General features: G+C 64.2%; 23 protein-coding genes. 15 read left to right on the top strand and 8 right to left on the bottom strand.

The features are described 5' to 3' along the window. Window positions 1–5: 5 nt before the first annotated feature. The 4 genes from CK489_RS04285 to CK489_RS04270 all read right to left on the bottom strand — a co-directional run bounded on the left by CK489_RS04285 (window position 6) and on the right by CK489_RS04270 (window position 3,274). Entirely contained in the window at window positions 6–1,475 is a 1,470-nt protein-coding gene (locus CK489_RS04285; RefSeq protein WP_245350253.1) for a type II and III secretion system protein family protein, read from the bottom strand. A gap of 17 nt (window positions 1,476–1,492) precedes the next feature. Further along, window positions 1,493–2,287, bottom strand: coding sequence for a Flp pilus assembly protein CpaB (cpaB, locus tag CK489_RS04280; protein ID WP_050628271.1), 795 nt, complete (start codon window positions 2,285–2,287; stop codon window positions 1,493–1,495). Between the two features lie 127 nt (window positions 2,288–2,414). Then, a complete protein-coding gene (locus CK489_RS04275; RefSeq protein ID WP_074126882.1) occupies window positions 2,415–2,939 on the bottom strand; it encodes an A24 family peptidase in 525 nt (174 codons plus the stop codon). Between the two features lie 170 nt (window positions 2,940–3,109). Next, a complete protein-coding gene (locus CK489_RS04270) occupies window positions 3,110–3,274 on the bottom strand; it encodes a Flp family type IVb pilin (RefSeq protein WP_050422174.1) in 165 nt (54 codons plus the stop codon). Window positions 3,275–3,553: 279 nt separating this feature from the next. Between CK489_RS04270 and CK489_RS04265 the strand changes: the two genes are divergently transcribed. Beyond that, entirely contained in the window at window positions 3,554–4,384 is an 831-nt protein-coding gene (locus tag CK489_RS04265; protein ID WP_050628327.1) for a sterol desaturase family protein, read from the top strand. Window positions 4,385–4,408: 24 nt separating this feature from the next. Then, complete coding sequence (locus CK489_RS04260) at window positions 4,409–5,854, top strand: hypothetical protein (protein ID WP_095731403.1); 1,446 nt, start codon at window positions 4,409–4,411, stop codon at window positions 5,852–5,854. Between the two features lie 42 nt (window positions 5,855–5,896). Here CK489_RS04260 and CK489_RS04255 read toward each other — a convergent pair whose 3' ends face one another. After that, entirely contained in the window at window positions 5,897–6,970 is a 1,074-nt protein-coding gene (locus tag CK489_RS04255) for a phosphatase PAP2 family protein (RefSeq protein WP_143278097.1), read from the bottom strand. 303 nt (window positions 6,971–7,273) lie between these two features. Between CK489_RS04255 and CK489_RS04250 the strand changes: the two genes are divergently transcribed. The 3 genes from CK489_RS04250 to CK489_RS04240 all read left to right on the top strand — a co-directional run bounded on the left by CK489_RS04250 (window position 7,274) and on the right by CK489_RS04240 (window position 9,131). Next, entirely contained in the window at window positions 7,274–7,780 is a 507-nt protein-coding gene (locus CK489_RS04250) for a pilus assembly protein N-terminal domain-containing protein (RefSeq protein ID WP_050628275.1), read from the top strand. 158 nt (window positions 7,781–7,938) lie between these two features. Continuing rightward, the gene (locus CK489_RS04245) at window positions 7,939–8,493 is read left to right on the top strand and encodes a TadE/TadG family type IV pilus assembly protein (RefSeq protein WP_050628276.1); all 555 of its coding nucleotides are present in this window, start codon (window positions 7,939–7,941) and stop codon (window positions 8,491–8,493) included. Continuing rightward, a complete protein-coding gene (locus CK489_RS04240) occupies window positions 8,484–9,131 on the top strand; it encodes a TadE/TadG family type IV pilus assembly protein (protein ID WP_095731401.1) in 648 nt (215 codons plus the stop codon). The genes CK489_RS04245 and CK489_RS04240 overlap by 10 nt, the downstream gene beginning before the upstream one ends. Window positions 9,132–9,305: 174 nt before the next feature. On the opposite strand, the gene CK489_RS04235 is transcribed toward CK489_RS04240, so the two are convergent. From CK489_RS04235 to CK489_RS04225, 3 genes are all read right to left on the bottom strand, one after another. Next, window positions 9,306–9,518, bottom strand: coding sequence for a cold-shock protein (locus CK489_RS04235; RefSeq protein WP_016842648.1), 213 nt, complete (start codon window positions 9,516–9,518; stop codon window positions 9,306–9,308). Between the two features lie 268 nt (window positions 9,519–9,786). Then, a complete protein-coding gene (infA, locus tag CK489_RS04230) occupies window positions 9,787–10,080 on the bottom strand; it encodes a translation initiation factor IF-1 (RefSeq protein WP_016842649.1) in 294 nt (97 codons plus the stop codon). Between the two features lie 24 nt (window positions 10,081–10,104). Then, on the bottom strand, window positions 10,105–11,526 hold the full coding sequence (locus CK489_RS04225; protein ID WP_095731400.1) for a DEAD/DEAH box helicase: 1,422 nt from the start codon (window positions 11,524–11,526) through the stop codon (window positions 10,105–10,107). Between the two features lie 533 nt (window positions 11,527–12,059). Between CK489_RS04225 and urtA the strand changes: the two genes are divergently transcribed. The 10 genes from urtA to CK489_RS04175 all read left to right on the top strand — a co-directional run bounded on the left by urtA (window position 12,060) and on the right by CK489_RS04175 (window position 20,523). Next, window positions 12,060–13,388, top strand: a complete 1,329-nt coding sequence (urtA, locus tag CK489_RS04220; protein WP_050628279.1) for an urea ABC transporter substrate-binding protein — start codon at window positions 12,060–12,062, stop codon at window positions 13,386–13,388. 112 nt (window positions 13,389–13,500) lie between these two features. After that, on the top strand, window positions 13,501–15,096 hold the full coding sequence (gene urtB, locus CK489_RS04215) for an urea ABC transporter permease subunit UrtB (protein WP_095731901.1): 1,596 nt from the start codon (window positions 13,501–13,503) through the stop codon (window positions 15,094–15,096). Continuing rightward, on the top strand, window positions 15,093–16,262 hold the full coding sequence (gene urtC / locus CK489_RS04210) for an urea ABC transporter permease subunit UrtC (RefSeq protein WP_095731399.1): 1,170 nt from the start codon (window positions 15,093–15,095) through the stop codon (window positions 16,260–16,262). The genes urtB and urtC overlap by 4 nt, the downstream gene beginning before the upstream one ends. A gap of 4 nt (window positions 16,263–16,266) precedes the next feature. Further along, a complete protein-coding gene (gene urtD / locus CK489_RS04205; RefSeq protein ID WP_050628281.1) occupies window positions 16,267–17,028 on the top strand; it encodes an urea ABC transporter ATP-binding protein UrtD in 762 nt (253 codons plus the stop codon). A 2-nt stretch (window positions 17,029–17,030) separates the two neighbouring features. Beyond that, window positions 17,031–17,726: an urea ABC transporter ATP-binding subunit UrtE gene (gene urtE, locus CK489_RS04200; protein ID WP_095731398.1), complete on the top strand. Its 696-nt coding sequence runs from the start codon at window positions 17,031–17,033 to the stop codon at window positions 17,724–17,726. Window positions 17,727–17,776: 50 nt separating this feature from the next. Beyond that, window positions 17,777–18,613: an urease accessory protein UreD gene (locus CK489_RS04195; RefSeq protein WP_095731397.1), complete on the top strand. Its 837-nt coding sequence runs from the start codon at window positions 17,777–17,779 to the stop codon at window positions 18,611–18,613. A gap of 28 nt (window positions 18,614–18,641) precedes the next feature. Further along, window positions 18,642–18,944, top strand: coding sequence for an urease subunit gamma (locus CK489_RS04190; protein ID WP_050628284.1), 303 nt, complete (start codon window positions 18,642–18,644; stop codon window positions 18,942–18,944). Window positions 18,945–18,953: 9 nt separating this feature from the next. Beyond that, a complete protein-coding gene (locus CK489_RS04185) occupies window positions 18,954–19,259 on the top strand; it encodes an urease subunit beta (RefSeq protein ID WP_076860840.1) in 306 nt (101 codons plus the stop codon). 116 nt (window positions 19,260–19,375) lie between these two features. After that, on the top strand, window positions 19,376–19,816 hold the full coding sequence (locus tag CK489_RS04180) for an endonuclease domain-containing protein (protein WP_245350251.1): 441 nt from the start codon (window positions 19,376–19,378) through the stop codon (window positions 19,814–19,816). Between the two features lie 167 nt (window positions 19,817–19,983). Further along, on the top strand, window positions 19,984–20,523 hold the full coding sequence (locus CK489_RS04175) for an HD domain-containing protein (RefSeq protein WP_095731395.1): 540 nt from the start codon (window positions 19,984–19,986) through the stop codon (window positions 20,521–20,523). The last annotated feature ends 19 nt before the right edge of the window (window positions 20,524–20,542 follow it).

Below are 20,542 nucleotides of genomic sequence, written 5' to 3'. Positions count from 1 at the left end.
CCGCCTCAGTCGGTAATGAAGCCGTAGGTGCCGCGGTAATTCCGCGCCGGCTCGGTGCGGCCCGGCACGCCGTAGATGCGATTGAGGCTGCCCAGCAGGTCGGCCTGCGGATCGGATGCGTTGGCGAAGCCGTCATCCGGGCGCGAGAGGTCCTTCTGGGCCACCGCGCGAACCACATAGGGCGTCACCAGCACCATCAGTTCGGTCTGGTTGTTGACGAAGTCGCGGCTGCGGAACAGCGTGCCGAGCACCGGCAGCGACGCCAGCCCCGGAAGGCCGTTGATCGCCTGCTTGGTCTGGTCCTGGATCAGGCCGGCCATGGCCATCGAGCCGCCCGAGGGAATCTCCAGCGTGGTCTCGGCGCGGCGGGTCTTGATCGAGGGGATCGTCGTTCCACCAGCGCCGCCCGTCAGTGCGTTCTCGGTCGAGACTTCCGACACTTCGGTCATCACGCGCAGGCTGATCCGGCCTTCGGTCAGCACCACCGGCGTGAAGTTGAGCGAAATGCCGAATTTCTTGAAGCTGACGGTCTGAACGCAATTCCCGATCGTGCCGGTCGACGAAGTCTGACAGGTCACGCCGGTCGGAATTGGAAACTCGCCGCCCGAGATGAAGGTTGCCGATTCGCCCGAGATCGCGGTCAGGTTCGGTTCGGCGAGCGTCCGCACCACGCCGGCGCTTTCCATGGCGCGGAGCGTCGCCGTCACCGACGATCCGAACTGCGTGGTGAGATTGTTGCCGGACACCAGCGGTCCGCTGTTCGCGGTGAATGGGTTGCTGTTGGCGAATTTCACCACGGTCGTGCCGTAGTTGAGGTTGGCGGTGAGGTCGATGCCGAGCTGCTTGATCAGGCTGCGCGAGACTTCGGCGACCGTGACTTTGAGCATCACCTGGTCGCGGCCGCGAACCGCGATGGAGTTCACGACCTTGTCGGGGCCGCCGACCAGCCGGGTGGCGATCTCGCCGGCCTGCTGCGCATCGACCGGGCTCGCCGCGCTGCCGGTCAGCATCACGCCGTCGCCGACGCCCTCGATCTGGATATCGGAATTCGGCAGCGCCGCGCGCAGCGCCTGACGTACGCCGTTGAGGTCGCGCTTGACCGCGATGTCATAGGCCGCGATCTGCTGTCCGGCGGCGTCGAAGAACACGATGTTGGTCTGGCCGACGGTTGCGCCGATGATGTAGGCGCGTTGCGCCGAGCGGACCACGGCGTTGGCGATCTTGGGATCGGCCACCAGCACGTCCTTGATGTCCCTGGGCAGGTCGATCACGATCGATTTGCCGACGCCGAGCGAGAGGAAGCGGGCGTTCATCTGGCCGCCGTCGGCCGATGCGGCAGGGGCAGGCGCGGCGCGATAATCGCTCGCCACCACCGGCGTCAGCGCTGGGTTCAGCGAGAGCGCCGTGACGGCCGAGAACGACAATGCGCGGACCATGAAGGCCCGCATCGTCCGTTGAGTTGCCCCGCCCTTCATCACGTGTGTCCTCATGGTCACTTCTGCATCGTTGCCTGGTTGGCAACGCCGAAGCGGATGACGTTGATCGTCTCACCGCGCCTCGAGTGGTTGTCGTCGATCTTGGTTTCGGGCGCGTTGTTGTCGGCGATGCTGCGCAGCGCCAGCGACAGGACGCCGCTCTGGCGCGCGCGCGCCAGCGTTTCGGTCTGTTCGGGCTTCAGCTCCAGCGTCACCGTCTTGCCGATCAGTGCGTTGGTGCCGTCCTTTTCCTTCGGCGCCTGGTCGATCGCCAGCACGCGGATATTGGTCAGGATCACCTCGGAATTGACGATATCGGCGCCGTTGCGGTCCGGGTTCTTGTCGCGCTTCGACAGCAGGACGTCGACCCGGTCATTCGGCAGGATGAAGCCGCCGGCGCCGGTCTCGGGCGAGATTTCGGTCGATACCGCCCGCATGCCGGTCGGTAGGATCGCGGCCATGAAGCCGCTCCCGTCGGCCTTGACGAGCTTCTGCTCGCGAATCGGCTCGCCCTGGATGAACGGCGCACGCGCGATCGAACCGGTGACGTCCTTGATCGCTTCGGCGTGGCTGTCCCTGCGCATGAAGCTGGCGCTGGCGGTTGCTGCCGGCCAGGTCTGCCACTGCAGATCCTCGGGCTTCACGGCCTGGCCGAGACCGATGTCGGTTTTCGCGACCAGGATGTCGACGGTGGGCAGCTGCGCGACCGGCGGAGGCGGCGCCGGTTTGTCGTCGCTTCCGCTCGCCAAATAGAGCGCCGCTAGGCCGGCGCAGCCTGCAATTGCCAGGACCAGAATGCGGGCCTTATCCATTACGCTTCACTTTCCACATGACGCCGCGACGCTGCCGCCGCCGTGATGGGAGTTGACCAGCTATTCGTCAAAGCATGGTTAATGAGGCGTATCTAAATCGCCTTAACGAGCGGTTACCGCTGCTTTCTCAGCGCAAGGCGAAGTGCGCGAGATCGATCGTCTTGATCCAGTCCGTCTCCGGATAGATCAGCAGGGCGCCGAGGGCGAGTGCGATGCCGTAGGGGATGCCGGTCTGCTTGTCGTGCAGGCGGCTGAGCCAGGCTTGGGACGCGAGCGGGTAGGGCAGCGGCCACTGCCGGAGCTGCAGCAGCAGCACGGTCAGCGCGCCGCCGAACAGCGAGGCAAAGACCAGATAGGGGAGCAGATGCTCGAAGCCGAACCACAGTCCGGCCGCGGCCGCGACCTTGGCGTCTCCGCCGCCGACCCAGCCCATCGCGAACATGCCGAATGCGACCACCAGCACCAGCGCGCCGGCGCCGGCATGGCTGAGAATGTCGTGGACACCCATCCCGGTCAGCGGTGCCAGGACGAAGAAGCCGGCCACCAGCGCCAGCGAGATCCGGTTCGGGATCGTCATGGTCAACAGATCGCTCGCCGCCGCAAAGGCCATCAGGGCCGGAAACAGCATCAGGCGTGCGATGTCGAGGATCATGGATTCATGCCGTCAAGCTGGAGCTGCGGTCGAGACCCGACGCTAGCGGCCAATGGTGAACAATCGGGAAAGGACTGCTGGCGCCGCGACGGAGGTCGCCGGGCAGCCCCGACAAATAGCAAAGGTCCCGGGTTTGCCGGGACCTTTGATGCGAGTTCGTCGGAACCGACTTACTTCAGCGAACCGGCGATCGTGCTGAAGGTGCCCGAGAGCTTGGTGCCGACGCCGTTGACTGCAGCGATGATCGCGATGGCGATACCGGTGGCGATCAGGCCGTATTCGATGGCGGTCGCGCCCGACTCGTCCTTCACGAAGCGCGAAACGAGGTTCTTCATAAGTAACTCCTGTGTACACGTGGCTGGTCGAACTAGGTTTGGTCTCGTCGGCGTTCTCAGCACCGTGACCATTGCGGCACCCTACGGTTCGACAATTTCGGTGCAGTTAATTTGATCGCACAAACACAGCGGGAACCCGCACTTGTTGCGCACAGTAAATTTGGGATTAAGCGGACCGCTCAGATTGCAGGTTGTTGCTGAGAACCCGCTGCGGGCACCTGTTCACGGCTCCTTAAGTGCACATCTGTACCCATGGAGCGTCCGTCAAAAGAGGCCGTCATGCCCAGCCTTCCCTTTGAAGTCATCGAGATGATCGGCCAGACGATGATGAAGGTGGTGCCGATCACCATCGCGCTGGCGCTGGTCTTCACGGTGCTCGCCCATTTCTGGGCCTGCAATCCCGGCAAGCCGTGGTGGCAGAAGCGTGAGCTGATCACCGACATCTGTTACTGGTTCTTCGTGCCGGTGTTCGCCCGCGTGCTGCGCATCGGGCTCCTGGTGGTGGGCGCGGCCGCGGTGTTCAATGTCCACGGCGCCGACGATTTGATCGCGTTCTATGAGAACGGGCATGGCCCGCTGGCGCAGCTTCCGCTCTGGCTGCAGTCGATCATCTTCCTCGTCGGCTCCGATTTCATGCTGTACTGGCTGCACCGGATGTTCCACCGCGGCGACTTCTGGAAGTACCACGCCATTCATCACTCCTCCGAGGATCTTGAATGGATCTCGGCGGCACGCTTCCATCCCGTCAATCTTCTGATCGGCACGATCACCGTCGACGTGATTCTGCTGATGGCCGGAATCTCGCCGAACATCATGCTGTGGGTCGGACCGTTCACCACGTTCCACTCGGCATTCGTCCACGCCAACCTGAACTGGACGCTTGGCCCGTTCAAATATGTGATCGCGACGCCGGTGTTTCACCGCTGGCATCACACCGGTCTCGAGGACGGCGGCGACACCAATTTCGCTGGCACGTTCCCGCTCTGGGATATTCTGTTCGGGACGTTCCGCATGCCTGAAGGCAAGCTTCCGGAAGATTACGGTGTCGATGCCGAGCAGGGCGTGCCGAGCGAGATCGGCGGACAGCTGGCCTATCCGTTCCGGCAATGACGCCGGTGGCCGCCAGGTGCCATCATGAGCATTGAGACGGCGACCTTCCCGCGGGCGAAAGCCTCCGCGCTCGCCGAGGTCCCGGCCTGGTTCTGGATCGCGTGCGGCGTCTATGCGCTGCTGCTGTTCGTCGGCGACCGGCTGCTCGCCGATTCCGATACCTACTGGCAGATTGCGGTCGGCCGCTGGATCCTCGACCATCGCACGCTGCCGTCGGTCGACATCTATTCTTACACCAAGGCCGGTGCGCCGTGGGTGTCGTCGTCCTGGCTGGCGCAGATTCTGTTCGCGAAGGCCGATGACCTCGCCGGGTGGACCGGCCCGGCGGCGCTGGCCGCGGCCTGTGCCGCCGCCAGCTTCGCATTGCTGACCGCTATCCTCAGCCGCGCGCTGCCGGCAATCTACGCCAGCCTGATCGCCCTTGCGGCGCTGGTCCTGACGTGCGGGCATCTGCTGGCCCGTCCGCATGTGCTGGTGATGCCGATCATGCTGGTCTGGGCGAACGGCCTGATGACCGCCAGCGAACGCCGCGAGGCGCCTTCGTTCTGGCTGCTCCCTCTGATCGCGCTGTGGGCCAACCTGCATGGCGGCTTTCTGTTTGGCCTGGTGCTGGTCGGTGCATTTGCGCTCGATGCGCTGTGGAATGCCCTGCCGGCCCAAAGGCCGGCGCTGGCGCTGCGCTGGGCAGCGTTCGGCATCGGTGCGCTGGCTGCGTGCTGCGTGACCCCCTATGGGTGGGGCTCGATCCTCGCCTCGCTGAAGATTCTCGGTCTCGGTGAATTGCTGCATCTCATCCAGGAGTGGCGGCCGGCGACCTTCAGCGAGATCGACCCGTTCGCGCTGTCCATCCTCGGCCTGCTCGGCGCGGCGCTCTATTACGGGGCGAGGTTGCCGCTGCCGCGAATCCTCCTGGTGCTGGGCTTGCTGCACATGGCCCTGTCCCACATCAGAAATCTCGAGCTGTTCGCGCTGCTGCTGCCGCTCGCTGTGCTCACGCCGGTCGCAACCCAGTTCCGGCTGCGCGGCTCTTGCACCGCTCGCCCGAGGGCCGTTCCGGCCGCGATCCTTGTCGCCGGACTTTGCACATGGACCTCAATCGCGGCGGCGCGTCAGGTGCTATCGCCACCGCCGACCCATTCGCCGGCTGCCGCGGTTGACGCGATGAAGGCGCACCACGTCAAGCGGGTGCTCAACGATCTGCAGTTCGGCGGCTATCTGATCTGGCGTCAGGTGCCGGTGTTCATCGACGGGCGCGCCGAGCTCTACGGCGAGGCGTTCGGGATGAGCCTCGCCCGCGCGCTTCAGCTCAAGGACGTCAACGGTTTCCTCAGCCTGCTCAAGACTTGCGACATCGATGCGGTGATGCTGGCGCCGGACACGCCGGCCTCCAGATTACTGGATCATATTGAAGGATGGCAGCGCCTCTACGCCGACGATCGCGTGGTCGTTCACGTCCGCACCGCCAGCTGAAGCCGTTGCGGTCATACAACGTGGGTCGCCGCGAAGTGGCGCTCAAGTCCTGCTGACGGACGGCCCGGCAGAGCGACGAGCGATGAGGATGGCGGCAATGGTCAGGCCGCCGCCGGCCAGGACGTCGGCGAGGTGATGACCTCCCACGGGCATCGTCGCGACGATCATAGTTGCGTTCACGACGAACACGGGAACGACGAGCCAGCGGGTATCGCGCGCAGCATAGATCGTCATGACGCCGAGCATGGTGTGGAACGAGGGAAAGCTGACGATGCCGTCGACGCTTGCCATGTCGACCACCGACAGCGATCCGTCTCGCAACATCGAGAAGGTCCGTCCGAACGTCCACATGTCGCCGAGCGCAGCAAAGTGCCCGTAGCTTTGCGGGGCGGGGTGGAAATAGGCGAACGCGCCCGCGGCGAGGATCAGCCACATGCCAATGCACAGCGCAACCGCGCTCAAGCCGAGAACGGCGATGAATTCCGCGAGCCGGTCGCCGCGCCGTTGCAGGATCAGCCACCCGAGCACCAGTTGTGACACCAGGCCGGTGCTTTGGTAGGCCGTCGTCAGCATCGTCGCGACGAACGAATGCGAGTTGGTCGCGGCCAGGAAGGTCAGCCAATCGAAGCCCAGCAGATGATCGACGCCGGCCAGAACGTCGTCCCTGAGCGGCAGCTTCGATGCTGCGATCAGATAGCTGAGCGTGCTGCCCGCGGTCAGGAGCACGCTGATCGGCAGCAGCGCGCGCCAGAACAACTCGGTCATGAACAGGCCGCGCCGCAACAGGATGGCCGGACGTCGCTGGTCGGCGCCAAGCCGGTTGGAGGCAATGGCGAGGAACGCGGCTGCAATCGCGCAATATGCGATGCCTTGCAGGATCGAGATCCAGTTCGAGGACGCGAACAAGAGCCCGGAGTTGGGCAGCCAGATCGCGTCGGCCAGGATACACGCGACGATGCAGGACCATGCGATCGCCATGTGGCGCTGCGCGGCGTCGCCGAAGTCGCTGAACATCAGCCAGCGCACCGCGGCGCCACGGATCCGGGCTGGGTCGACTATCAGGCCGCGGGCGCCGGAGCCGGCGGCGCTCTTTTCGATTCTTGATACCGACGACACGTGCTGCGCTTTGTGCTTGTGGCTGGCGCAGAAACTGCTTGGAGTCTCTTAAGATTGGGATAACCCCGGAACAGGCGATTCGATGACGCGCTGCCGCGGCGGCAAGATGACGGCATCGGCGACCGGGCATTCCCGGGCGAGGTCGCGGACATCAGGCTTGCCGGCCAGGGAAGTCGTGACATCCGCGCAATTAGGCGGTCGATTTTTGCTCTTCTTAAATGAATTGCCGTCAGATTTGCCTGCGTCGGGCGCCGGTCCGCTGCGTATCGCCTTTGCCGGCTTGTTCACGTCCCGGGGTAGAGTATGTCGTTTCAGTCCCAAAGCATTCGCGCCGTCGCGCGCATTGGATTCATCTCGCTGGCCGCAGCCGTGCTGCTCGGGCCCGCGCTGGCAACGGCTGCGCCCGATCCGGATCGGATCGCGGTCAACGTCGATCAGGCCAAGCTCGTCAAGCTGCCCGGCGGCATCGCCACGATCGTGGTCGGCAATCCCCTGATTGCCGACGTCACCCTGCAGAATGGCGGGGTCGTGGTCGTGACCGGCAAGGGCTATGGCGCGACCAATTTCATCGCACTCGACCGCACCGGCCAGGTGCTGGTGGATCGCCAGATCCAGGTCGAAGGTCCGACCGATCAGCTTGTCACCGTCTACCGCGGCATCGATCGCGAGACCTACAGCTGCATGCCGGTCTGTCAGCGCCGCATCACCCTCGGCGATGGCGACACCTATTTCAGGGCGACCATGGAACAGGCCGGTACGCTCAACAATCAGGCCACCGGCTCGGGGGGAGCCGCGAAGCCGCAGAACTGACGCGCGCTTCACACGCCGGCGCCGCGGCCGATCGCAGGTCGTTCACCGGCATGCTTAACAATGGCCTAACGGATCGGGTCGCTCTGTCTCGATCCGGCGAAATACTTCGACAATGACTCTTGGGTAGTTGTTGCCGCCATGTTGATCCGGGGTCGTTGATGCCGCTGACCGCCTATTCTTTCGCACGCCTCCTCCGTCGCTTTCGCCGAGACCGCCGCGGTGTAACCGTGGTGGAATTCGCGATGGTCGCGCCGCTGTTCTTCGGATTGCTTTTTGCGATCATCGAAGTGGCAATGATCTTCTTCGCCAGCCAAGTGCTCGAGACGGTGACGCAGGATTCGTCGCGTTTCATCATGACCGGCCAGGCTCAGGGCTTGAGCTATACCCAGGCGCAGTTCAAGGCGTACGTCTGTAACAAGATCACAACGCTGTTCGACTGCAACAACGGCATCTACGTCGACGTCCGCAGCTATCCGTCCGCGACGGGCTTCAGCAGTGTCAACATCACGCCGATCACCGATCCCACGCAGGTGAAGTGGTGTCCCGGCAAGGACGGCGACGTCGTGGTGGTCCGGCTGTTCTATCAATGGCAGCTGTTTGTCACCCAGCTCGGCTTCAACGCCTCGAACCTCCCCAATGGCAAGCGGCTCCTGATCGCGACTGCGACGTTCAAGAACGAGCCGTCCGGAACCGCTGGGGCCACATGCTCATGAACAAGGTCGTGAAAGCCCTGCCTGAGGCCTTGCTGCGCTCCGTTGCTGCTCTCGCGCGCGACCGCCGGGGCCTTGCCGCCGTCGAGTTCGCTTTCATCATGCCGCTGATGCTGGTGATGTTCTTCGGCACCGTCGAGTTTTCGTCCGGCGTTGCGGTCGACCGCAAGGTCACGTTGATGGCGCGCGCCGCGTCGGATCTCACCTCGCAGGCGACCCAGGTGGTGGACGCCGATCTGCAGAACTTCTTCAGCGCCAGCGTCGGCATCATGACGCCCTACGATGCATCGCCGACCAAGGTCACGCTGTCGGAAATCTACGTCGATAATTCGAACATCGCGCATATCCAGTGGAGCAAGTCCGGGACGATCGCCTCGGGTGCGACGCAGGCCACGGTGACGGCCTCGAGCCGCAGTCAGGGTGACATCGTGACAAGCGTCGTTCCGTCGGCGCTGCTGGTTGCGGGTACCTATCTGATCTTCAGCGAAGTGAGCTACAAATACGTTCCGGCGGTCGGCTATGTGATGGCCAAGGCTGGCCTTACTCTCAGCGACGTTGCCTTCACGCGGCCGCGGCAGTCGATTTGCGTGTACTATGCCCCGACATCCGCGACCATGCCGACGACCTGCTCGACGTATTAAGGCGCAGATGTTCTCGGCGTTGACGCTTTTGCGTTGTCGCCGCTAACGCCGGTTTGCGCGCTTTGAGGTCATGGCGACAGAACAACGATCCAGACAAAAGGGCCGCACCCGAAGGTGCGGCCCTTGATGCTTTAACGACAATTTCCTGGAGCTGTGCGCTCCCGGGAAATCGGCTTATCCAGCGGCGCGCAGATTGTCGGCCGAGGATTTGCCGGAACGGCGGTCAGCCACGATCTCGTAGGAGATCTTCTGGCCTTCACGCAGAGTGCCAAGGCCGGCGCGCTCGACTGCACTGATGTGCACGAACACGTCGTTCCCGCCTTCATCCGGCTGGATGAAGCCGTAGCCCTTGGTCGCGTTAAACCACTTCACGGTTCCCATGCTCACGTGGGTAGTCCCTTCTCAGATATACAAGTTCAAGACCCGCTGATCGGCGGGGTGGTGAGATCGAATTTTTGGAAGGGTCGTCAGCGTCTGAACCGGCTGTACCGGTATTGGCTAATGTCGTCCGGCCGAAAATCGATGGGTAGGATATTATTCGATAGAAGACTTCAAAACAATCCTGACGTGCGCGATTTTTTGGCCGGCGCAGCCGCCGGCCATTTGTTGCGCAGGACATCAGGACACCATGCGCGCAGCGGTTGCAGTCCGCCTGCTATCGGCGGCGGAACTGGCCGCCGCGCTGTGCTCCGCCCCGCGGCGGGCCGCCGGGCGCGCCGCTCGGACGTTCGTCCTTGTGCCGGAAAATCAGGCGGCCCTTTTCCAGATCGTAGGGCGACATTTCGATCGTGACGCGGTCGCCGGCCAACGTCTTGATGCGGTTTTTCTTCATCTTGCCGGCGGTGTAGGCGACGATCTCGTGTCCGGCATCGAGTTGCACCCGGTAACGAGCGTCGGGGAGGATTTCGGTCACCAGTCCTTCGAACTGGATCAGCTCTTCCTTAGCCATATGGTTCTCCAGATCGAGCGACGGCTAGTGCTTCGGTCGGTTGTTGCGGTTGTGTTGCGGATTCGGCCGGCTCTCGCGATGCAAGAAGGCGACGCCCTGGATGCCTTCGCTGTTGCCGGCCTGCGACGGACGCGGCGACTCGCCCCGGCTCGTCTGCGGCGCGCCATTATTACCACCCCGACGGCGGCGGCGGCGAGGGCCTTTTGTGCCAGGAGCGGCCTCATTCCCACGGACATTATGCGCGCGGGGCGCAGAGCGGCCGCCCCGGTGCGGGTGGGTGGCCTGCGCCGGTGCCGCGGCCTCGCGGTTGCCGCCTTGTGTGCGGCGGTCTTCCCGCGGCACGGTAATCCGGATCAGCCGCTCGATATCGCGCAGATAGCCCATCTCCTCGGCGCCGGCGATCAACGAGATCGCGACCCCGTCGGCACCGGCGCGCGCGGTGCGACCGATGCGGTGGACATAGGTTTCCGGCACGTTGGGCAGGTCGAAATTCACGACATGGCTGACGCCGTCGACGTCGATGCCGCGGGCGGCGATATCGGTCGCCACCAGCGTGCGGATCTCGCCGGACCGGAACGCCGCCAGCGTGCGCTCGCGGTGGTTCTGCGACTTGTTGCCGTGGATCGCATTGGCCTCGATGCCGGCCTTGGCAAGGCTTTTCACGACCTTGTCGGCGCCGTGCTTGGTCCGGGTGAAGACCAGGGCGCGGTTGACCGGTTCCTGCTTCAGGAGCTGGGCCAGAACCGCAGGCTTGGCCGCGAAATCGACCTGGATCGCGCGCTGGGCGATCCGATCGACCGTCGAGGCGACCGGCGTCACCGCCACGCGGGCGGGATCGCGCAGCATCGCCTCGGCGAGCTCGGCGATGTCCTTGGGCATGGTGGCCGAGAAGAACAGCGTCTGGCGCCGGATTGGCAGCTTGGCGACGATTTTGCGGATGTCGTTGATGAAGCCCATGTCGAGCATGCGGTCGGCTTCGTCGAGCACTAGGAACTCGACCTGGTTCAGCTTCAGGCCGTTGCTCTGCACGAGATCGAGCAGGCGGCCGGGGGTGGCGACCAGCACCTCGACACCCTGCATCACGGCGCGCACCTGGCGGCCCATCGGTACGCCACCGATGGCGAGTGTCGAGGACAGCCGGATGTGGCGGCCATAGGTGTTGAAGCTGTCGAGAATCTGCCCGGACAGTTCGCGGGTCGGAGAGAGCACCAGTACGCGGCAGCTCTTGGGCTGCGGGCGGACGCGGTTCTCCAGCAGCCGGTGCAGGATCGGAAGCGCGAAGGACGCGGTCTTGCCGGTTCCGGTCTGGGCGATGCCGACGACGTCACGGCCGGCAAGTGCGAGCGGGATGGTCTGGGCCTGGATGGGGGTCGGCGTGAGATAGTTTTCTTCTCGAAGCGCGCGGGCGATGGGATCGGCGAGGCCGAAATCCTGAAAGGAGGTCAAAAGGTGGTTCTTTCCATAAAAGCCATCGTCGTCCCAGCCAATATCGGCTGGAATCGCATGAGGCGATCGGGACACCCGCGTGTCTGGGGCATCAAGCTGGGTTAGCTGAAAGGCGAGCCAGAAGCCGCTTGGGGCGGCATAAGAACACGCAGCTCGCGAAGGCACCGCGACTCTCGCGGGCATGGCGAGGATATGGACCAGGAACTGGGCGGTTTCAAGGTGGAATCGCTGGGATCTGCTCCCGACGTGCGCCGAACCATCGCGCAAACTGTCACAAATCAGTGCCGTAAATTTAGCCAGAAAGGGGATCTTGCTCAAAAAATAACCTGATTGCTCTTTCGGCAGCCAAATCATTGGCTCAATGTTTGAGCAGTCGTTCTCCGTATTTGCCCGGAACTCGTGAAATTATCCAGCTGGTTCATCGGCTTACGGTGTCCACGCACCGTGGCACAGTTCTTGCGATTCCCTTAACCGCAGGCGGCCATGCGGCCGTTTCGCAAGCGTTCACGCCTGCGTCAGGGAGACGACATTTCATGCTTACTCAGCTTACTCACGGAATAGCGACGATGACCCGCCGCCGCGCGCTCGCGGCGACGGCCGGCCTGGTTTTGGGCCTGGCAGCGTCCTCGCCCTTCGCGCCCGCGCAAGCGGCCGACGACACCATCAAGGTCGGTATCCTTCACTCGTTGTCGGGCACCATGGCCATCAGCGAAACCACCCTGAAGGACACGATCCTTTTCCTGATCGACGAGCAGAACAAGAAGGGCGGCGTGCTTGGCAAGAAGCTCGAGCCCGTCGTCGTCGACCCCGCCTCGAACTGGCCGCTGTTCGCCGAAAAGGCCCGCGAGCTGATCACCAAGGACAAGGTTGCGGTCGTGTTCGGCTGCTGGACCTCGGTGTCGCGCAAATCCGTGCTGCCGGTGTTCAAGGAGCTGAACAACATCCTGTTCTACCCCGTGCAGTATGAGGGCGAGGAGTCCGAGCGCAACGTGTTCTACACGGGTGCGGCGCCGAACCAGCAGGCGATCCCCGCTGTCGACTATCTGATGAAGGAAGAGAAGGTGAAGCGCTGGGTGCTGGCCGGCACCGACTACGTCTATCCGCGCACCACCAACAAGATCCTGGAAGCCTATCTGAAGTCGAAGGGCGTCGCCCAGGACGACATCATGATCAACTACACGCCGTTCGGTCATTCCGACTGGCAGACGATCGTGGCCGACATCAAGAAGTTCGGCTCGGCCGGCAAGAAGACGGCGGTGGTTTCGACCATCAACGGCGATGCCAACGTTCCGTTCTACAAGGAGCTCGGCAACCAGGGCATCAAGGCGACCGACATCCCGGTCGTGGCGTTCTCGGTCGGCGAAGAAGAGCTCGCCGGCATCGACACCAAGCCGTTGCTCGGCCATCTCGCCGCCTGGAACTACTTCGAGTCGATCAAGACCCCGGCGAACGAGAAGTTCATCAAGGAGTGGCAGGCCTACACCAAGAATCCGAAGCGCGTGACCAACGATCCGATGGAAGCGCACTACATCGGCTTCAACATGTGGGTGAAGGCGGTCGAGAAGGTGAAGTCGACCGATCCGGACAAGGTGATCGACGCGCTCCCGGGCATCGAGGCGCCGAACCTGACCGGCGGCGTGTCGAAGATGCTGCCGAACCACCACATCACCAAGCCGGTGTTCATCGGCGAGATCAAGGGCAACGGCCAGTTCGACGTGGTCTGGAAGACCCCGGGCCTGGTGGCCGGCGACGCCTGGTCGAAGGAGCTCGAGGGCTCCAAGGACCTGATCGGCGATTGGGTCGGCAAGAAGTGCGGCAACTACAACACCAAGACCAACAAGTGCGGCGGTCAGGGCTCTTAAGCTCCTGAGCTGATCAACGACACAACACAACCTTCCAACACCGGAGAAGGCGGCGCCGCTCGCCGCCTTCTCCTCCCACTCCTGCCGGGGTACTGACGTGTTTGCCAATTGTATCGATCGCTTTCGCGCGCTTTGTCTCTCGATCCTGCTGCTGAGCTGCCTTGCTGTGCCGGCGCTGGCCGGCCCGTTCGAGGATTCGGTCGCCAAATTCGCCAATGACGAGTTCTCCGACACCGAGGCTGCGATCGGCGAGGTCGCCGCATCGGGCAACGCGCTGGCTCCGCGCATCATCGGCGCGCTGCAGGACGGCCGGCTGTCGGCCGATCCCGACAGCAAGAAGGTCTTCATCACGCAGACCGACGGCAAGATCGTCGACGCCACGACCGGCGCCGCCGTCGACAAGCTGCCTGACAATGCCGCGGCCGTGCGGCTCAACAACCGCCTGCGCCGAACCGTGGAGGCCGCGCTTGGCGGCCTGACGCTGCTGTCGCCGGATCCGGCCAAGCGGCTCGCCGCGGCGCAATCAGTGTTCAAGAGCCACGAAGAGAATTTGCTGCCGACAGTGGAGAGCGCGCTCGCCAAGGAGAGCGTCAAGCCGATCAAGCAGGCCTTCGCCGAGGCGCGCGCTGCGATCATCCTGTTCAAGTCGGATGCATCCGACAGCGACAAGCTCGACGCGGTCGCCGTGATCAAGTCGCGCGGTGACCAGGAGGCGCTGGCGCTGCTGACCGGGCTCGGCGATCAGCCGCCGCTGGTCGCCAAGGCCGCCGCGAGCGCGGTGTCCTCGATCCAGAGCAATCTTGCGATGTGGTCGATGGTGCAGAACGCCTGGTACGGCCTGTCGCTCGGCTCGGTGCTGCTGCTCGCGGCGATCGGGCTTGCCATTACCTTCGGCGTGATGGGCGTCATCAACATGGCGCATGGCGAGATGGTGATGCTCGGGGCCTACACTACCTTCGTGGTGCAGGAGGTGATCCGCACCCGGTATCCCGCGCTGTTCGACTACTCGCTCTTGATCGCGGTGCCGCTCGCTTTCCTGGTCGCGGGCTTCATCGGCGTCCTGATCGAGCGCACCATCATCCGCTTCCTCTACGGCCGCCCGCTGGAGACGCTGCTCGCGACCTGGGGCCTGTCGCTGGTCTTGCAGCAGGCGGTGCGCACCGCGTTCGGCCCGACCAACCGCGAGGTCGGCAATCCCTCCTGGATGAGCGGCGCGTTCGAGCTCGGCCAGATCACCATCACCTATAACCGGCTCTGGATCCTCTGTTTCACGCTCGCCGTGTTCGCAATCCTGCTCGCGATGCTGCGCTACACTGCGCTCGGCCTCGAGATGCGGGCGGTGACGCAGAACCGCCGCATGGCGGCCTCGATGGGCATCGCCACCTCGCGGGTCGACGCGCTGACCTTCGGCCTCGGCTCGGGGATCGCCGGCATCGCCGGCGTGGCGTTGTCGCAGATCGACAATGTCAGCCCGAATCTCGGCCAGAGCTACATCATCGACTCATTCATGGTCGTCGTGTTCGGCGGCGTCGGCAATCTCTGGGGCACGCTGGTCGGCGCGTTCACGCTCGGCATCGCCAACAAGTTCCTCGAGCCGGTGGCGGGTGCAGTGCTCGGCAAGATCGCGATCCTGGTCTTGATCATCCTGTTCATCCAGAAGCGGCCGCGCGGCCTGTTCGCGCTCAAGGGCCGGGCGGTGGAAGCATGACGCCGCACATCCTGACCCGTTCGCTGGATCGCGCCGCGACCGCTTTCGTGCTGCTCGTCGCCGCGGTCGGCGTGCTGATCCCGCTGTCGAACCTGCTGCTGCCGCAGGGCTCGATGTTTCAGGTGCCGACCTATCTGGTGGCGCTGTGGGGCAAATATGTCTGCTACGCCATCCTCGCGCTCTCGATCGACCTGATCTGGGGCTATTGCGGGATTCTTTCGCTTGGTCATGGAGCATTCTTCGCGCTCGGCGGCTATGCGATGGGCATGTACCTGATGCGGCAGATCGGCAGCCGCGGCGTCTACGGCAACCCGATCCTGCCCGACTTCATGGTGTTCCTGAACTGGGACAAGCTGCCGTGGTACTGGTACGGCTTCGACACGTTCGCCTTTGCGGCGCTGATGGTGCTGCTGGTGCCGGGCCTGCTTGCCTTCTGCTTCGGCTGGCTCGCCTTCCGCTCGCGCGTCACCGGCGTCTATCTGTCGATCATCACCCAGGCGATGACCTACGCGCTGCTGCTGGCGTTCTTCCGCAACGATTTCGGCTTCGGCGGCAATAACGGCCTGACCGACTTCAAGGATATCCTCGGCTTCAATGTGCAGGCCGAAGGCACCCGTGCCGCGCTGTTCCTGCTGAGCTGCCTGGCGCTGATCGTCGCCTTCCTGATCTGCCGCGCGATCGTGACCTCGAAGCTCGGCAAGGTGCTGATTGCGGTGCGCGACGCCGAAAGCCGCACCCGCTTCCTCGGCTATCGCGTCGAATCCTACAAGCTGTTCGTGTTTACGCTGTCGGCCTGCATGGCCGGCGTCGCCGGCGCGCTCTATGTGCCGCAGGTCGGCATCATCAATCCGAGCGAGTTCGCGCCGGGTAATTCGATCGAGGCGGTGATCTGGGTCGCGGTCGGTGGCCGCGGCACGCTGGTCGGTGCCGCGCTCGGCGCCGTTGTGGTCAACTACGCCAAGACGTTCTTCACCTCGGGGCCGCTGGCGCCGTACTGGCTGTTCATGCTGGGCGCGCTGTTCATCCTGGTCACGCTGCTGCTGCCCAAGGGCATCGTCGGCACCTTCAACAGCTGGTGGGAGACGTCAAAGGCAAAGAACGGCTCTCCCGACGCCGAAAGCGCCGCGCGCGAAGACGGCGTCGGCGCACCGAACCCGGCGGAGTAGACCGATGAACGTGATGGATACCCGCGCCACTTCGGCCATGCTCTATCTCGACGGCGTGCACGTCTCGTTCGACGGCTTCCACGCCATCAACAATCTGTCGCTGACGCTCGCGCCCGGCGAGATGCGGGCCATCATCGGCCCGAACGGCGCCGGCAAGACCACGATGATGGACATCATTACCGGCAAGACCAAGCCGGACGAGGGCACCGTGCTGTTCGACGGCACCGTCGACCTGACCCGGCTCGACGAGACCCGGATCGCCGAACTCGGCATCGGCCGCAAATTCCAGAAGCCGACCGTGTTCGAGAGCCAGACCGTGCAGGACAACCTGCTGCTCGCGCTCAATGTCGATCATTCGGTGCGCGGCACGCTGTTCTGGCGCGGCAGCAAGGCCGAGTCCGAGCGGATCGACAAGGTGCTCGAGACCATCCGCCTGACCGACGCGCGCAACCGCCTCGCCGGCAGCCTGTCGCACGGCCAGAAGCAGTGGCTCGAGATCGGCATGCTGCTGGCGCAGGACCCCAAGGTGCTGCTGGTCGACGAGCCGGTTGCGGGCATGACCGACGTCGAGACCCATCTGACTGCTGAGCTCCTCAAGGAGATCAACAAGAACCACACCATCATGGTGGTCGAGCACGACATGACCTTCGTGCGCGAGCTTGGCGTCAAGGTGACCTGCCTGCACGAGGGCTCGGTGCTCGCCGAAGGCTCGATCGACCAGGTGTCGTCGAACGAGCGGGTGGTCGAAGTGTATCTGGGACGCTAGCGATGCTGAAGGTCGACAACATCAATCTCTATTACGGCGCGGCGCAGGCGCTGCGCGGCGTGTCGCTGACCGCGGAGCAAGGCAAGGTCACCTGCGTGCTCGGCCGCAACGGCGTCGGCAAGACCTCGCTGCTGCGCGCCATGGTCGGGCAGTATCCGATCGCCTCCGGCGCGATCAATTTCGACGGCAAGGACATCACCGCGCTGAAGCCTTATGAGCGGGCGCGGCGCGGCATCGGCTTCGTGCCGCAGGGCCGCGAGATCTTCCCGCTGCTGACGGTGGAGGAAAATCTGAAGACCGGCTTCGGCCCGCTGAAGCGCGAGGATCGCAACATCCCCGACGACGTGTTCTCGCTGTTTCCGGTGCTGCAGACCATGCTTGGCCGCCGCGGCGGCGACCTCTCCGGCGGCCAGCAGCAGCAGCTTGCGATCGGCCGCGCGCTGGTGATGCGGCCAAAGCTCCTGCTGCTCGACGAGCCGACCGAGGGCATCCAGCCCTCGATCATCAAGGATATCGGCCGCGCCATCTCCTATCTGCGCAACCTCGGCAACATCGCTATCGTGCTGGTCGAACAATATCTCGACTTTGCCTGTGAACTCGGCGACAGTTTTGCCGTGATGGACCGGGGTGCGGTCAAATACGCCTGCGACCGCGCAAGCCTCGATCCCGCCGAGATCAGCCGCCAGATGGCGCTGTGAACAGGATGTGACGCCGCGCTTCGTGGCGTGCGTGAGGGAGCGTCGGGGGAATGCGGAGCGGGATCGCAGGCGCGGCAGCGGCGACGTTTGCGGCAAACCGCGCCCAGGGTGCGGTGCGGTTCGCGGTGCATCGCAAGGACGGCGCGACCCGCCGCGGTGATCTCCATGAGTCCGGCTCGTTGCGCGTCCGCTTCCCGTCGCCGGAGGACGACGGCCTCTCGGCCATGTTCGTCAACACCGCCGGCGGCGTCGCCGGTGGCGACCGCTTCGACATTGCAATTGCAGCCGGCGAGGGCGCCCGCCTGACCCTGACCACAGCGGCGGCGGAAAAAGTCTACCGCGCGCCGGGCGCGGCGGCGCGGCTCGATATCGCGCTGAAAGTCGCCGATGGCGCACATCTCTCCTGGCTGCCGCAGGAGACCATCCTGTTCGACCGCGCCCGTATTGTCAGAAGCTTCGACATCGACCTTGCCGAAGGCGCCTCGCTCCTGCTCTGCGAGATCGTGGTGTTCGGCCGCGCCGCGATGGGCGAAACCATGCGCCATGGCGAGTTCGTCGACCGCTGGCGGATGCGGCGCGGCGGCCGGCTGGTGTTTGCCGAGACCGTCAGGCTCGACGGTGAAATCGGCGAGAAGCTGGCGCGACGCGCGATCGCGGGCGGCGGCTGCGCGATCGGCACTGCGCTGATCGTGCCCGGCGACGAGGCGTTGGTCGAGCGGATCCGCGAGGCGTCGGACAGCCTCGGTGGCGAGGTCGGCATCTCCGCCTGGAATGGCTTTGCAATGGCGCGCTTCTGTGCCCAAGATGCGGCCCGGTTGCGCGCCGACATGATGGCGGTGCTCGGCCGCGCCTCCATGGTCCCGCTGCCACGGCTGTGGCTTAACTAGACCTTTCAAGAACGATCAGAGTGCTCGCATGAATTTGTCTCCCCGCGAAAAGGACAAGCTCCTGATATCGATGGCCGCCATGGTGGCGCGCCGCCGGCTCGAGCGCGGCGTCAAGCTGAACCATCCCGAGGCCATCGCGCTGATCACCGATTTCATCGTCGAGGGCGCCCGCGACGGCCGCACCGTCGCCGAGCTGATGCAGGCCGGAGCCAAGGTCCTGACCCGCGATCAGGTGATGGCCGGCATCCCCGAGATGATCCACGACATCCAGGTCGAGGCGACATTTCCCGACGGCACCAAGCTCGTCACCGTGCACGAGCCGATCCGATAGGAGCGCGACATGATCCCCGGCGAACTCTTCATCAAGGACGGCGAGATCGAGCTCAATGCCGGCCGCAAAACCGTGACGTTGTCGGTCGCCAACACCGGCGATCGTCCGATCCAGGTCGGCTCGCACTACCATTTCTTCGAGACCAATCCAGCGCTGAAATTCGACCGTAAGAAAGCCCGCGGCATGCGCCTCGACATCGCCGCCGGCACCGCGGTCCGCTTCGAGCCCGGCCAGACCCGCGACGTCCAGCTCGTGGCGCTCGCCGGCAAGCGGGTCGTCTACGGCTTCCGCGCCGAGGTGAAGGGGAAGCTGTGATCTTGACCTGACGCGACGAGAACTCTGGCAATGATCGATAGTGAGGTAAGCATCGTGGCCGGGCTCCCTCCCCCCTTGCGGGGGAGGGTGGGGAGAGGGGTATGCCGCACACTCGAGTGAGCGACATCCAGCGCGATCGCGCCAAGCATCTCCGCCGCGCGATGACGCGCGCGGAGACCTTGCTGTGGCGACACCTGAAGGCCGATCGCCTAGCCGGTCTCAACTTTCGCCGCCAGGCGCCGATCGGCAACTACATCGCCGATTTCGTCGCGCACGCGCGCAAGCTCGTCGTCGAGGTTGACGGCGAGAGCCACGATTTTGAGGAGCGCATCTGTCATGATGAGCGGCGGGATGCGTGGCTCAAGTCGCGCGGTTATCGCGTTCTCCGTTTCACCAATGACGACGTGATGAAAAACCTTGAGGGAGTGGCCCTGAGCATCGCGGAAGCTGCGGAGCAAGCGGCACCCCTCTCCCTAACCCTCCCCCGCAAGGGGGGAGGGAACCCTTCCGCCGGTGGCTCCCTTACATTTGACGCTGATGGCGAGGAGAAACCGTAGTGGAACGTGGAAAGGTAACGACGCCACGTGAGGTGGGCACACTCGTCAGGCTCCCTCCCCCCTTGCGGGGGAGGGTTGGGGAGAGGGGTAAGCCCCGGGCGCCAATCGAAGTCGCTTCTCGATCTCACGCCAATTGCCGTCGCGATCAAAAGGGAGCTTCGTAGCCGATGCTTCCTGCAATCCGCCTCATCTCCGAAGCTGCCGATCTTGCCGCACGCCGGCACAACGGCATGGCACGCAAGGGACGGGGCAACGAGCCTTACATCAACCATCTCGCCGAGGTCGCGAACCTGCTTGCGATCGCGACCGATGGCACGGATGCCGAACCCGTTGCGGCCGGTTGGCTGCACGATACGATGGAGGACACCGACACCACGCGCGAAGAGCTCTCGGCGAGGTTCTCCGATCGCGTGGCCTCCCTCGTCATCGAATGCACCGATGACATGAGCCTGCCAAAGGCCGAGCGGCGGCGGCTGCAAGTCGTCGACGCGCCGAAGAAGTCGGCCGACGCCAAGCTGATCAAGATTGCCGACAAGATCAGCAATATCGGCGCGCGTATTCAGTCTGATCCGACGACGGAGGAGCGCGACGACCTGGTCGACTATACCGATTGGGCCGAGCAAGTGGTCGCGGGCTGTCGTGGCGGCAATTCCTGGCTTGATACGAAGTTCGACGACGTGGTGCGAAGGGCGAGGCGCTCGCTGTGACCGCCGGTCAACAATTCAA

Origin of the sequence: Bradyrhizobium sp. UFLA03-84 (assembly GCF_002289535.1) — a bacterium.
Classification (GTDB): Bacteria; Pseudomonadota; Alphaproteobacteria; order Rhizobiales; family Xanthobacteraceae; genus Bradyrhizobium; species Bradyrhizobium viridifuturi.
Note: the sequence above shows the minus strand (reverse complement) of the source record. Positions and strands in the feature narration are given on the sequence as shown.

Bases quoted from the DNA above. Each gene is read 5' to 3' on its own strand.
- CK489_RS04285 (WP_245350253.1), bottom strand. From the start codon at position 1,475: ATGAAGGGCGGGGCAACTCAACGGACGATGCGGGCCTTCATGGTCCGC.
- cpaB (WP_050628271.1), bottom strand. From the start codon at position 2,287: ATGGATAAGGCCCGCATTCTGGTCCTGGCAATTGCAGGCTGCGCCGGC.
- CK489_RS04275 (WP_074126882.1), bottom strand. From the start codon at position 2,939: ATGATCCTCGACATCGCACGCCTGATGCTGTTTCCGGCCCTGATGGCC.
- CK489_RS04270 (WP_050422174.1), bottom strand. From the start codon at position 3,274: ATGAAGAACCTCGTTTCGCGCTTCGTGAAGGACGAGTCGGGCGCGACC.
- CK489_RS04265 (WP_050628327.1), top strand. From the start codon at position 3,554: ATGCCCAGCCTTCCCTTTGAAGTCATCGAGATGATCGGCCAGACGATG.
- CK489_RS04260 (WP_095731403.1), top strand. From the start codon at position 4,409: ATGAGCATTGAGACGGCGACCTTCCCGCGGGCGAAAGCCTCCGCGCTC.
- CK489_RS04250 (WP_050628275.1), top strand. From the start codon at position 7,274: ATGTCGTTTCAGTCCCAAAGCATTCGCGCCGTCGCGCGCATTGGATTC.
- CK489_RS04245 (WP_050628276.1), top strand. From the start codon at position 7,939: ATGCCGCTGACCGCCTATTCTTTCGCACGCCTCCTCCGTCGCTTTCGC.
- CK489_RS04240 (WP_095731401.1), top strand. From the start codon at position 8,484: ATGCTCATGAACAAGGTCGTGAAAGCCCTGCCTGAGGCCTTGCTGCGC.
- infA (WP_016842649.1), bottom strand. From the start codon at position 10,080: ATGGCTAAGGAAGAGCTGATCCAGTTCGAAGGACTGGTGACCGAAATC.
- urtA (WP_050628279.1), top strand. From the start codon at position 12,060: ATGCTTACTCAGCTTACTCACGGAATAGCGACGATGACCCGCCGCCGC.
- urtC (WP_095731399.1), top strand. From the start codon at position 15,093: ATGACGCCGCACATCCTGACCCGTTCGCTGGATCGCGCCGCGACCGCT.
- urtD (WP_050628281.1), top strand. From the start codon at position 16,267: ATGAACGTGATGGATACCCGCGCCACTTCGGCCATGCTCTATCTCGAC.
- urtE (WP_095731398.1), top strand. From the start codon at position 17,031: ATGCTGAAGGTCGACAACATCAATCTCTATTACGGCGCGGCGCAGGCG.
- CK489_RS04195 (WP_095731397.1), top strand. From the start codon at position 17,777: ATGCGGAGCGGGATCGCAGGCGCGGCAGCGGCGACGTTTGCGGCAAAC.
- CK489_RS04190 (WP_050628284.1), top strand. From the start codon at position 18,642: ATGAATTTGTCTCCCCGCGAAAAGGACAAGCTCCTGATATCGATGGCC.
- CK489_RS04185 (WP_076860840.1), top strand. From the start codon at position 18,954: ATGATCCCCGGCGAACTCTTCATCAAGGACGGCGAGATCGAGCTCAAT.
- CK489_RS04175 (WP_095731395.1), top strand. From the start codon at position 19,984: ATGCTTCCTGCAATCCGCCTCATCTCCGAAGCTGCCGATCTTGCCGCA.